We start from the raw sequence: 12,638 nt of genomic DNA on the forward strand, positions 1-12,638 counted from the left end.
CCGTTTGCCGCCGTCCCTGCTTCGGCCGGGTGTCTGCTCTTGGACGGACGCGACGGCCGGTCGGTTCCGCAGATCCGCGAGCAAGACCGCGAGCTTCGCCCGGCCCCGCGCACACCGGCTCTTGACCGTGCCGGTGGGAACACCGAGCGCTTGCGCCGCCTCGTCCACCGACAGCCCCTCGATGTCCACGGCGACAATGGCCGCGCGCTGGTCGAGCGGCAGGGTGGCAAGGGCGTCCTCGAGGACGATGCGCAACTCGCGGTTCTCAGCCATGTCCGACGGATCGCGAACCGCGCGCTGCCACGCCGCCGACTGCTCGTCGGGGTAGCGGACCGTAGGCCGGGCGGCTTGCCGGCGCACTCGGTCCACGCAGGCATTCACCACGATCCGGTACAGCCATGTCCCGACCGCGGCCTCGGAGCGGAAGCCTGCCGCCGCGCGAAAAGCGGAGACAGCCGCGTCTTGGAGAGCATCCGCCGCCTCTTCCGGGTCGCCGGTCGTACGCAGCGCGACGGCCCACAGCCGGTCCCGATGCCGGTTGAACAGCTCGCTGAACGCCTCGGGATCGCCCTCGACGTGCCGGGCCATGAGGGCGCGGTCGGCGGCGTCGTCACGCGCGCGCTGCTCCTCGCCACGACGTGCGCGCATCCGCTCCTCCCCCGCACCGTTCGTGCGCGCTTCGCGGGGCCGAAGCGCTACGAGAAGATTTTGACGTTCGCCAGGCTGTCACGGTAGCCCGCGATGTTGTACTGCCCGGCGTCCTGATGGGGCAGAACGGTGAACCAGATCATCACGTACCGGGTCTTGACCGCGGTCGAGAACGATACGTCGACCTCGCCGCCACCCACCTCGGCCTTGGTGGCCTGCTTGGCGAACCCGGGCGGAGCCGCGTTCTGTACCGACGGCAGCGACGTGAGCCCGGCGTCGGCGGTCCACACCTCGGCGGTCGCTCCCGGGACACCCACGGTGAACGTCACCTTGCTGACGTTCTTCGCCGAGCCGAGGTCGAAGATGATCCCGGTGCCCTTCCGGTAGGACGTTATGTCGGGCCCGTCCTTGTAGGTGGTGGTGATCCAGCCTTCCGAAGAGCCGTTGTACGCCTGTTGCAGCCGCTCGATGTCGTCCTGGCCCTGGTCGGAATCCCATATCGACGCACCCGTGATCGCCAGCTGCTGCGTGGTGACCGGAGCGGACGAAGCCGAGCGGGCCTGCGGGCTGTTCGACGGGGGCGTCGACGAGCCGCCGTTGTGGCCGCCGAGCTGGAAGGCCGCGACCGCGCCGATGACCACGACGACGCCGAGGATCACCGCGAGCACGCCGCGCGGCACCCGGCCTGCTGGGCGGCCGCCGCCTTGGTTCCCGAGTTGCTGGACCGCGGTCGGCGCCGCGACCGGGTAGACCGGAGCGCGGCGGGGGATCGGCCGGGGGATGACGTCGGTGGTCTCCGACTCGTCGCGCAGCTTGGGCAGGGCGGCGATGCTCGACGTCAGGGTCTTCGCGCTATCGATGACCGGCACGTCGCCGTCCGCGGCTTCGAGGGCCTGCTCTACGAGCTGGTCCACCGCCTTCGGGATGGCTGCGCGGATCTGGGCCGGGGTGAACGGCTTGCCGTGCGCGCGCGGCGCGGCGGGTAATCCGAACGCCGGCTCCTCGCCCGGCCAGCGGCCGGTCAGCGCGGCGTACCAGATCGCGCCGACCGCCCGGACGTCCTCGGCCGGCGTGGCCATCTCGGCGCCGGACATCGCGGTTTCCAGGCACAGGCCGAGAATTTTGACCTGGTTGGTGGTGGTCAGCAGCACCTTGTCGGGGTCGAGCGCCCCGTGTCGCATCTCACAGGCGTGCGCCTCGGCCATCGCCACGGCCAGTTCCCGCGCGATCCGGGTCGCGAGCGGGACGGAGAGCGGCCCGCGAGCGAGCCGCTGAGTCAGCGCCGAGGCATCGGAAACCCACTCGGTGACGACGTAGACCAGGCCGTTCTCGTCTGCCACGTCGAGCACTTGCACGAACCGTACGTCGGGGACGGTCGCCGCGTTACGCGCGGCTGCCTCCATCGCCCGGGCACGCGGGTGACCAGCGGCGATAAGGTCGACGCCCACCTCGCGGTTGAGCAGCTCGTCGAATCCGACCCAGGCCTGCGGCCCGGGCCCTTCCCCACCGGAGAACCGGCGCAGCTCCCGTTCCAGCCGATACCGGCCGGCCAGCCTCGCGCCGACGTGGACCCGTTGGTCGAAGCGGGCGCGGTCGGAGTTCTCGCTGTCTCCGGCGGGCTTTTCGGCCAGGGAAGCCACGGCCCTCCCTCTTGTGCATCGTTGGCGTCGTGGGGCTCCCGCGCGCGAAAGCGCGCTCGCTCTCATGCTAGTGCCCGGTTCTCAACCGTCGAACCGAAGCGCGGGGCGCGCCGCCCTGAAAGAACGACACGTCTTCGTGCGGTCCGCACTGCAACAACGACGCTTCGTGAGCGCCATTCGGTTCGGTCAACGCTGTGGTTCGGTCAACGTCTACGCAGCGGTTCAGCGGCCGAAGCGGGACCGCACCGTTCCGAGCAGCATGTCTACCTCTTCGATACGCATCTTGCGCGAGGCCGCGAGGAAGAGCAGGCCGAACAGGCCGCCGCCGACGACGATTCCGGCCCCGGCCCCGGTCAGGCCGCCGTGCAGCGCCTGCGTGATCTCGAATCCGATCGGGCCGCCGATCACCGCCCCCAGCGCCGAGGCCGCGCCGAGCTTGGCGTGGGTGCGCACGATCCGCGTGGTGTCCAGGCCGCGCAACTTGCGGCTGAGCTTGGCGCCGGTCATCACCATGCCGATGGTGTAGGCGACGACGTAGCCCACGCACATGCCTGCGACCGCCCACTTCGTGGTGTGCAGCAGCTCGTAGGAGATGTAAGCCAGGCCCCCGTTGAAGAACGAGATCCAGGCGGTAACCACGAACGGTGTCTTGGTGTCCTCGTATGCGTAAAACCCACGCATCATCAGATACTGCGCCGAGAATGGGATGAGGCCGAGGCCGAACGCCATCAGCATGTAGCCGAGGTTGCGGGCCATCGTCGCGTTCGTCGCTCCGTGCTCGAAGAGCAGCGCGGAGATCTGCTGGCCGAAGGCGAGGAACAGGAACGCACAGGGCACGATCGCGACCGCACTCACCCGCAGTCCGTACGAGATGGAGTCGCGTACCGCGCCCCGGTCCCCCGACTGCGCGGCCCGGCTCATCCGGGGCAGCAGGGCCGTGATGATGGACACGGTGATGATGGCCTGCGGCAGAATCCAGATGGTCAGCGCGTTCGAGTACGCGGTGTACCCGACACCCTCGGTCTGATGGGCGCCGCTGGTGTCCATCGAGCTGCTGAGCCGGGTGATGACCGTCGTGCTGATCTGCCCGACCAGCACCATGCCCATGGTCCACTTGGCCAGCGTCATCGACTTGCCGAGGCCGACGCCGCGCCAGTCGAACCGGGGCCGGAAGGTGATCCCGACCTGGCGCAGATAGGGGATCAGCGCGATCGTTTGCAGCGCGATGCTGATCGTGGAGCCGAGGCCGAGCAGCGCCAGCTCGTTCTGGGTGATGTTCGCGGTGCTCTGCACGTAGCCGGCGATCCAGAGGTAGGCGCCGAAGGTGGCGATCTGGATGACGTTGGCCAGCACCGGCGTCCACATCATCGGACCGAACTTGTCCTTGGCGTTCAGGATCTGCCCGAACATCACGAACATGCCGTAGAAGAAGATCTGCGGCAGCATGTAGCGCGCGAAGACGATCGTGATCTCGCGGTTCGCCATGGTCGCGTTCGGGTTGAACAGCGAGACGATCTCGGGCGCGAACAGCACGCACACCAGGGTGAGCGCGGCCATGATGATGATGGTCAGGGTCAGCAGCCGGTCCATGAACGCCTGGCCGCCGTCGGAGTCGTCCTTCATCGCGCGCACCAGCTGCGGCACGAAGATGGAGTTGACCGCACCGCCGATCACCAGCAGGTAGATCGTGTTCGGCACGTTGTTGGCGATGTTGTAGCCGGTGCCGAGCGCGGCCGTGCCGAGCGCGGCGACCAGCAGCAGCTGGCGGATCATGCCGGTGGCGCGGGAGACGATGGTGCCCAGCGCCATGATCCGGCTGGCCCGCGACACGCTGGTGGTCGGCGCCGCCTGCCCTTCGCGGACCGCGTCGATCGTGCCGGTGGCCGGCGCCGGGGTCCACGGGTCGAACGGGCCGAGCTCGTCGGGCCGGGTGGCCGGACCCTGGACTTGGCCGCGCCGCGGCGGAATCAGCTGCTGGATCGCCGCCGGATCGAAGAAAGACGTGCCGAAGACCGGCAGGTTGAACCGGGTGGCGTCGACCGCCTCGGCGTATGCCTCACGGCGGGCCGCGCGTTCCTCGGGGGCTTCGTCCTCAGGTATGGCCGGGTACCACAGGTCCTGCCGTGCTGGCTGTGTCCGGGCGGCGGCGCGCGGTCGATCATCTTCTGCCCAGCGTGCCATGGCTCCGGTCCTCGGTACCCTTCATCGCGCGCGGGCTGCCCCCGCGTTCAACTAGTCATTGTTCCCGTTCCGCATCGGCTAAGGCGCCGTTGTCCGTGGACGCGCCGGACGAGTCGGGCTCGGCATGCGCGGCACGAGTCCGTCTGCCCCGGTAGATACGCAACCCTACAGCGATGACCAGGAGCGCGGCTGACAACGCGAAAATGATCAACGTCACGGAGCCGATGGACGACACCGTCACCTGAAGCGACTGAGGATCCCCGTAGTCGGCGCCGTCGGGAGTGACCAGCTGTGCGGTAACGGTCACGCGCGTGCCCGAGACCTTGGAGCTGACGTGCACGTTGATGGGAGTAGAGCCCTGCTGCACGGTCTGGACCGTGATGGACTGCACGGTCAGGCCGCCGTGATCCGTGGTGATCCGGATGCCGACGCGGACCGGATGGTTGAAGCGGTTCTCGACCGTGAACGGGATGATTCCGCTCTTACCGGACAACGTCAGGTCCGACTTCTTGACCAGCGTCACCAGGCCCATCGTGGTGTCCAACCGGTTCGCCACCGCGCTGCTGAACTCGATCTGCTGCGTCGAGGCGGAACGCCAGGCCGTGGAGACCGTGCGCAGCACCGCCGGGTAGTAGCTGTCCGTGGCCTGCTGCGGCTGCGGCCCGACCATGATCGACGTGAGCGCGCCGAGCGAAGCGTTCAGCGAAGAGGTGGCGGAGAGCTGAGTGGTGCTCAGATCCGACTGCACCGTCGCCGCCGCACGCTTGGGTGCGGAGGTCTGCGCGTGCGGGTCAGACTTCGCGCTGAGCAGCGTGGACAGGCCCACGGTCTTGATCCAACTCGCCTCGCCGACCGCGGTGAGCAACGCCGGATCCGGGGTGCTCCCGCGCGGCGCGGTGACCATGATCGTGCGCGGCGTCGACAGATTCGGGCGCTCCTGCGCGATCAGCGCGCTTTCTGCGAGGAAACGCTGCGAGGCCAGCAGCGACTGGTTCGAGCCCTTCCATGCCGCGTCGGCCGCGTCCCCGGCAAAGATTGCGTCGAGAGCCGTATCGCTGACCGCCAATGCCTGGCCGCCAACCTGTGCACGCCCCGTGGGCGTATAGCTGTCGAGCGCGGTGTGCAGGCCGATCGAATCGGCACGCACGATCACCGCGCCCGGATCGGCGGCCTTGGCGAGGTTGAGCGTGCCGGAATCGGCCTGGCCGTCGGCGGGCCAGGCCAGTGTGCCCTGAGGCGTGCGCCCGACGAGGTCCTGAATCGTGCTGCCGGAGCGGCTCGTCGCGCTTTGCACTAGCTGCGCCGCCACGGTCGGGTTGGAACGGCCGAGTGAGCCGAGATCGGGATCGGTGGCCGGCAGCTGCCACAGCTCGCCGCCGCTGCTCAGCACGCTCCTGGCCTCGGACAGCCAGATCGACGCGTCCTGTGCGCCGACTCCGGCATCGCTGTCCGGGTAAAGCGAGTACCCGTGGCTCTCACGGTCGGCGGTAGTCAGCAGATCCGGATCGACCGCCCAGGAAACGGTGACGTTCTTGATCGACGCGGGAACGCTCAGAGCCTTGTCGAGCCGCCCACCGGCAGCGAACTGCGTGGCAAGACTGTCGCTGACGGCCTCGGGCACGTCCTTGTCGACCTGGCCGTCGAGAGTCGGTGCTGCGGTAACCGGCCAGACCACGACCATCTGCGTCGCATGAAAGCTTGAATCGCCGTTCATGGCGTAAGGCAGGTAGGTGCGCGTCGCGCCGATGCGTACGTCACCGGAGTACGCCTCAACGTCGAGTGCGTAGACCGTCTGGCTGGTCAAGGACAGCGCGGAAACCGGCATGGAAAGTGCCCACGGAACCGTCGCGCCGGAGGCAATCGTGCCGGCCGTGTAGTCGTGCCCGAAGATGAGGCGCGAGCCGACGCCGGCGTTGCTCGTCATGTCGGAACGTACCTGCATCTCGGCGACCGCCAACCGCACAGTCACGTTCGTGCGCGACGTGGAGCCGCCGACGAGGTTCCCGGCCAGGTGCAGCGTGCTGCCCTTCACCGCTATGGCCGGACTGAGCGAGGAGAGTTCGACCGTGATCGCGTTCGCGCTCCCGCTCGCCGCGTACGACGGCGCGGGAGCGGCGAGCATCAAGACCTGGGCAGCCAGAACCGCGACCAATGCGAGCAGGCCGCGGGTGTGGCGCCGCATGGCGCGGAGCGAACTCACGGGCGGAATCCTAGTTGTGCAGTGGAGTGCCGCACGGACGGGTCGCCCGTGCGGAGCACGTACCCTTTGATGACGTGTCTACCTCTCCTTCGGATGCCGCACTGCCCGACCGCCCTGACGCGGATACTTCAGCCCGCGCCACCGCGGCGGCCGCGCAGTTGCTGAGGCTCGCCCCGGTCGCTGACGACCTGGCCGCCCGCTTCGCCGCGGCCGGTCACGAACTCGCGCTGGTCGGCGGCTCGGTGCGGGACGGCCTGCTCGGCCGGCTCGGAGAGGATCTCGACTTCACCACCGACGCGCGCCCACAGCAGGTGCTCAAGCTGGTCAAGGGCTGGGCCGAGGCGGTCTGGGACGTGGGCATCGCCTTCGGCACGATCGGCTGCCAGAAGGACGGATACAAGCTGGAGATCACGACGTACCGCAGCGAGGCGTACGACCGTACGTCGCGCAAGCCAGCGGTGTCCTATGGCGAGACGCTTGAGGATGACCTGGTGCGTCGCGACTTCACCGTCAACGCGATGGCGTTGCGGCTACCGCAGCGCGAGTTCGTTGATCCGCACGGCGGTCTTCGCGACCTGGCCAAGAAGACGCTGCGTACGCCTGCCACCCCGGAAGAGTCCTTTTCAGACGACCCGCTGCGTATGCTGCGCGCCGCGCGTTTCGCCGCACAGCTCAACTTCGACGTCGCCCCTGAGGTCGTCGCCGCGATGCGGGAGATGGCGGACCGGCTGAAGATCGTGTCGGCGGAACGCGTCCGAGACGAACTGACCAAGCTGCTGCTCTCACAACACCCGCGGATCGGCCTCGGTTTACTCACGGACACCGGCCTCGCCGAGTACGTGCTGCCCGAATTGCCGAGGCTACGCCTAGAGATTGACGAGCACCACCGGCACAAGGACGTCTACGAGCACACGCTGACCGTCCTCGAGCAGGCCATCGCGCTAGAGGAGGACGGCCCAGACCTAGTGCTGCGGCTCGCCGCGCTGCTCCACGACATCGGCAAGCCGCGCACGCGCCGCTTCGAGCCCGGCGGCGGGGTCTCCTTCCACCACCACGAGCTGGTCGGCGCGAAGATGACCAAGAAGCGGCTGCGCGAGCTGAAGTACTCGAACGAGATCGTCGACGACGTCGCGCGCCTGGTCGAGCTGCACCTTCGCTTCCACGGCTACGGCGACGGCGAGTGGACCGACTCGGCGGTGCGCCGCTACGTGCGCGACGCCGGCCCGCTGCTGAGCAGGCTGCACAAGCTGACCCGCTCCGACTGCACCACCCGCAATCGCCGGAAGGCCGCGACGCTCGCCGCGACCTACGACGCCCTCGAGGCCCGGATCGAGCGGCTCAAGGAGCAGGAGGAGCTGGACGCGATCCGGCCCGACCTGGACGGCAACCAGATCATGGACCTTCTGGGCGTCGCGCCGGGCCCGGTGGTCGGCCGCGCGTACAAGTTCCTGCTGGAGCTGCGGCTGGACCAGGGCCCGCTGGAACATGAGGCCGCTGTCAGCGCACTGCGGGAGTGGTGGGCGACTCAGCCGGAGTATCGGAACTAGACGGCGGCATGTTGACCGGGTTACGCAGAGTACGCACGCCGTACCAGAGCCCGATGACGGCATAGCAGGCTGCGACGACGATGACGACCAGGTACGACTTGCCGTTGGCCGGGAGCGCGGCCGCGGCGAAGGCTGCGGCGAGCACGAAGGCGCCGTTGAAGACCATGTCGTAGAACACGAACACGCGTCCGCGGAACTCGTCGTCGACCGAGCGCTGCACCAGGGTGTCGGTGCAGATCTTCTGGCCCTGCGATGCCACGCCGAGCAGGAAAGCACCGATCAGCAGCGGGACGGGGCGGAACGGAAGACCGAAGCAGAGCTCGGTGACGGAAGCGCCGAGCAGGCACAAGGTGATCCAGGCGGGCAACGGGATCCGGCGGGTGACCAGCGGTGTGATCAGGGCACTGAGTCCGAAGCCCGCACCGGAAAGCCCCACCGCGAGCGCGAATCCGGCCAGGCCCTTGCTCGGCTGGTTCGGGTCGTTGAAGGCGTTGCGATACAGCAGCAGGGTAATGATGGTGACCACGCCGTAGCAGAACCTGGAGACGGTCACCGCGACCAGTGCCCGCCCCGCGATCGGCCGCGCCGCGAGATGCCGCGCGCCTTCCAGCACCCCGCGGGCCACCGAGCGCACCGCCGTCCACGTGCTTTCCTGCGGCAGTTCCAGCGGACCGAGTTTCGCCCGGCCGATGCCCAGCGCGAACAGCGCCGCGACCGTGTAGAGCCCCGCGACGCAGACCAGTTCGCCGATGGTGGCGTTGTTACCGGTACCGAGAAGGGCGTGCACGATCAGGCTCACGGCGCCGCCGGCCGTCGCGGCCAGAGTCCCGGCGGTGGGGAGTACTGAGTTGGCGATGACGAGCTTGTTGGCCGGGACGGTGTGCGGCAGCGAGGCGGAGAGCCCGGCCAGGATGAACCGGTTCGCGGAGAGCACACCGAGCGCGCCGATGTAGAACACCACGTTGGGTACGCGCAGATCCACCAACACCGCGACCAGGATGACCAGCGCCGAGCGCAGCAGGTTCGCCCAGACCAGCACCTGCCGGCGCGGCCAGCGGTCCAGGAACACTCCCGCGAACGGACCGACGACGGTGAACGGCAGCAACAGCACCGCGAACGCTTGGGCGACCTGTGCGGCCGTGGCCTGCTTCTCCGGCGAGAAGATCACGTAGGAGGCCAGGGCGACCTGGAAGGCGCCGTCGGAGAGCTGCCCGACGATCCGCGTGGCGAACAGCAGCCGGAACGCGCGCAGATGCGGCCCGGTCAGCACGGTTCGCAGCGCGCGCATCAGAACGCCGGCGCGTGCGCCGGAACTGGATTCGCCGCCGGATCCGGACGGCGCTGTCAGGGCCACTTGATCAGCCTAGATGCAATTCTGAGGGCACGCATCGGCCTGCGGGTGTACGTGGAAGTCAGCCCGGATACGCTCGCACTGTGTCCTTGAACGACGCTGTGCCTTTGAACGACGCTGTGCCTTTGAACGACGCTGTGTCCTTGAACGACCGTGCTCCCTCGGAGGATGCTGCGCCGCAGCACGCCGCTGCCGCGAATATCGCTGTGCGCCGCCACGGCCAGGTCGCCGAGGTCGTCCTCGACCGTCCGGACGCACTGAACGCGATCAGCACCGCACTGGCCGCCGAACTGGGCGACAAGGTCTCCGCGCTCGCATCCGATCCGGACATTCGCGCAGTCGTGCTCAGCGCCGCCGGTGATCGGGCGTTCTGCGTGGGTGCGGATCTCAAGGAGCGCAACGAGTTCACGGACGCCGACCTGCTCGCTCAGCGCCCGGTGTTCCGACGCGCCTTCGGCTCGATCATCGGCCTGCCAGTGCCCGCGATCGCAGCCGTCAGCGGATTCGCACTCGGCGGCGGGTTCGAGCTGGCGCTTGGCTGTGACTTGATCGTGGCGGACGACGGCGCGCAGTTCGGGCTGCCTGAGGTCACCGTTGGGTTGGTTCCGGGCGGCGGCGGTACACAGCTGCTCTCGCGGCGCATCGGCGTCGCCTACGCAGCAGATCTGATCTACACCGGACGGCGCATTACCGCAGACGAGGCAAGTGCGCTCGGCGTCGTGAACCGACGCGTGCCCGGACAGCACACGGCTCGCGACGCTGCCCTCGAGCTGGCTGCACAAATCGCCGCCAACTCTCCGGTAGGCGTGCGTAACGCCAAGCACGCACTGCGCACGGGCATCGAATTACCGCTTACCGCAGGGCTCGATGTCGAGGATTCAGCATGGCGAGCCACTGCCTTCTCTGCGGACCGGGTCGAAGGAATCCGTGCGTTTGCCGAGAAACGCAAGCCGCAGTGGCCCTCGTAGCCGACCGGACCTCTCCTCAGGCGGACGGCGCCGCAGCCGCACGTTCGCCCGGCTCCCGGTCGTTCAGAAGGCGCTGAAAGAGCCGTATGTCCTGCCACCGGCCCGCGATGTGTAGATAGCGGGGCGCCACTCCGTAGGATTCGAACCCGCATTTGACCAGCACCCGCTGCGACCTGACGTTGTCCAGAAGCGTGCCGGCCTGGATCCGGTGCAGGTTGAGCTCGCTGTCGGTCAGACCGCAGACGGTCCGCACCGCGGCGGTCGCCAACCCTCGGCCGCCCGCCTCGCTATCGACCCAGTATCCGAGGTTGGCGCTGCGGAACGGCCCGAAGACGATTCCGCTCAGGGTCAGGCTGCCGACGATCTCACCGGCCGGCTCGGCCAGCAGCCAGCGCATCATCTGGCCGGCCCCGCGGTTGCGCGCTTCCAGATCGAGCAGAGCCGCCTGCCCGCGCGCGGTGAAGAACTCCTCACTGCGCACGGGCTCCCACGGCGCGAGATGCTCCCTGTTGCGGACATACGCACGCGCCAACGCTTCAGCATCGGCGACTTCCGCCGGGCGCATCACGACGCCGTCGATCAGCTTATGAACACCATCGATCACTTACGCAGCCTAGCGTCGGCAGCCGAGGCGTGACCGAATGACCGACTACTGCTCGGTGTACGAGTCCGCGACGCTGAGCGCCTTGTCGATGGCGGCCAGGCCCTCGCGCGCCTCGGCCTCGGTCAGGTTCAGCGGCGGGGTGATCTGCAACCGGTTGAAGTGGGTGAACGGCCAGGTACCGTGCTTCTTGCACTCGGCGAGGACCGCGTTCATCGGTGCCGCCGCCGCGCCCCCGGCGCCGTACGGTACCAGCGGTTCACGTGTCTCCTTGTTCTTCACCAGGTCGAGCGCCCAGAACGCGCCGATGCCGCGGGCCTCGCCGACCGACGGGTGCCGCTCGGCGAACTCGCGCAACGTCGGGCCGAACACGTTCTCGCCGAGCCACGCCGCGTTCTCCACGATCCGCTCATCGCGCATCGCCTCGATGGTCGCGACCGCGGCCGCGCAGGCCAACGGGTGTCCGGAGTAGGTCAGGCCGCCGGGGAAGACCTGGTTGCGGAACGTGTCGTGGATCGCGTCCGAGATGATCACGCCGCCGAGCGGCACATACCCGGAGTTGACGCCCTTCGCGAAGGTGATCAGGTCCGGAGCCACGTTCCAGTGGTCCACCGCGAACCAGGCCCCGGTCCGGCCGAAGCCCGCCATGACCTCGTCGGCGATGTAGACGATGCCGTACTTGTCGCACAGCGCGCGCACGCCGGCCAGGTAGCCCGGCGGCGGAATGAGGATGCCGTTGGTGCCGACCACGGTCTCAAGCAGGACCGCGGCCACGGTGCCAGGGCCTTCGAACACGATCGTCTGCTCGAGGTGGTCCAGCGCCCGCTCGGATTCCTCCGCCTCCGTGGTCGCGTAAAAGGAGGAGCGGTAGAGGTACGGGCCGAAGAAGTGCGCGACATTGCCGTCATGGTGCCCGGCGTTCTCGTTGGCCCATCGGCGCGGATCACCGGTCAGGCTGATCGCGGTCGCGGTGTTGCCGTGGTACGAGCGGTACGCCGTCAGCACTTTGGGCCGGCCGGTGTGAATGCGGGCCATGCGTACCGCATTCTCGATGGCGTCAGCACCGGCGTTCGTGAAGAAGACCCGGTTCAGGCCCTCCGGTGCGTATGACGTGATCAGTTCCGCCGCCTCGGCGCGCTTGTCGTTGCCGAAGCCCGGCGCGATCGTGCACAGCCGCGCCGCCTGCTCCTGGATCGCGGCAACCACCTTCGGGTGCTGATGCCCGATGTTGGTGAAGACCAGCTGGCTGGCGAAGTCGAGATAGCTGTTGCCCTCGTAGTCCCAGAACCGCGCGCCGGCGGCACCGGCGATCGGCAGCGGGGCGATCTGGTCCTGTGCGGACCAGGAGTGGAAGACGTGGGCCCGGTCGAGCGCGAGCACGGCCTTGCCCTGCTCGGGGTCGGGGACGGGCTCGAGGCGTGCGGAGGCGGCGGAGTCGGTCATGTGACCAGGGTAGATAACGGCGCAAGGGCCGCCCAACCGTCACTGTGTACGGTGGGACG

General features: G+C 68.5%; 9 protein-coding genes. 2 read left to right on the top strand and 7 right to left on the bottom strand.

What is annotated here, in order from left to right:
• The 4 genes from sigM to VFB40_RS23775 form a co-directional block, all read right to left on the bottom strand.
• A partial coding sequence (gene sigM, locus VFB40_RS23760) for an RNA polymerase sigma factor SigM (protein WP_414642137.1) occupies positions 1-588 on the bottom strand: 588 nt, incomplete at its 3' end.
• Between the two features lie 107 nt (positions 589-695).
• Positions 696-2,288 (bottom strand): protein kinase family protein, encoded by a 1,593-nt coding sequence (locus VFB40_RS23765; RefSeq protein WP_324854321.1) that lies wholly within the window; start codon positions 2,286-2,288, stop codon positions 696-698.
• Between the two features lie 222 nt (positions 2,289-2,510).
• Complete coding sequence (gene murJ / locus VFB40_RS23770) at positions 2,511-4,469, bottom strand: murein biosynthesis integral membrane protein MurJ (RefSeq protein ID WP_324854323.1); 1,959 nt, start codon at positions 4,467-4,469, stop codon at positions 2,511-2,513.
• A gap of 55 nt (positions 4,470-4,524) precedes the next feature.
• The gene (locus tag VFB40_RS23775; protein WP_324854325.1) at positions 4,525-6,669 is read right to left on the bottom strand and encodes a DUF6049 family protein; all 2,145 of its coding nucleotides are present in this window, start codon (positions 6,667-6,669) and stop codon (positions 4,525-4,527) included.
• 101 nt (positions 6,670-6,770) lie between these two features.
• On the opposite strand from VFB40_RS23775, the gene VFB40_RS23780 reads away from it, so the two are divergent.
• Positions 6,771-8,216, top strand: coding sequence for a CCA tRNA nucleotidyltransferase (locus VFB40_RS23780; protein ID WP_349261615.1), 1,446 nt, complete (start codon positions 6,771-6,773; stop codon positions 8,214-8,216).
• Here the strand turns inward: VFB40_RS23780 and VFB40_RS23785 are convergent.
• Positions 8,167-9,570, bottom strand: a complete 1,404-nt coding sequence (locus tag VFB40_RS23785; protein WP_324854330.1) for an MFS transporter — start codon at positions 9,568-9,570, stop codon at positions 8,167-8,169. The genes VFB40_RS23780 and VFB40_RS23785 overlap by 50 nt on opposite strands.
• Before the next feature lie 197 nt (positions 9,571-9,767).
• Between VFB40_RS23785 and VFB40_RS23790 the strand changes: the two genes are divergently transcribed.
• Positions 9,768-10,535 (top strand): enoyl-CoA hydratase/isomerase family protein, encoded by a 768-nt coding sequence (locus VFB40_RS23790; protein ID WP_349261616.1) that lies wholly within the window; start codon positions 9,768-9,770, stop codon positions 10,533-10,535.
• Positions 10,536-10,551: 16 nt separating this feature from the next.
• Here VFB40_RS23790 and VFB40_RS23795 read toward each other — a convergent pair whose 3' ends face one another.
• Entirely contained in the window at positions 10,552-11,139 is a 588-nt protein-coding gene (locus VFB40_RS23795; protein WP_324854333.1) for a GNAT family N-acetyltransferase, read from the bottom strand.
• Positions 11,140-11,184: 45 nt separating this feature from the next.
• On the bottom strand, positions 11,185-12,579 hold the full coding sequence (locus tag VFB40_RS23800; protein WP_324854335.1) for an aspartate aminotransferase family protein: 1,395 nt from the start codon (positions 12,577-12,579) through the stop codon (positions 11,185-11,187).
• Positions 12,580-12,638 lie beyond the last annotated feature (59 nt).

It is taken from the genome of Actinocrinis sp. (genome assembly GCF_035650855.1).
In the GTDB taxonomy this organism is placed as follows: Bacteria; Actinomycetota; Actinomycetes; order Streptomycetales; family Catenulisporaceae; genus Actinocrinis.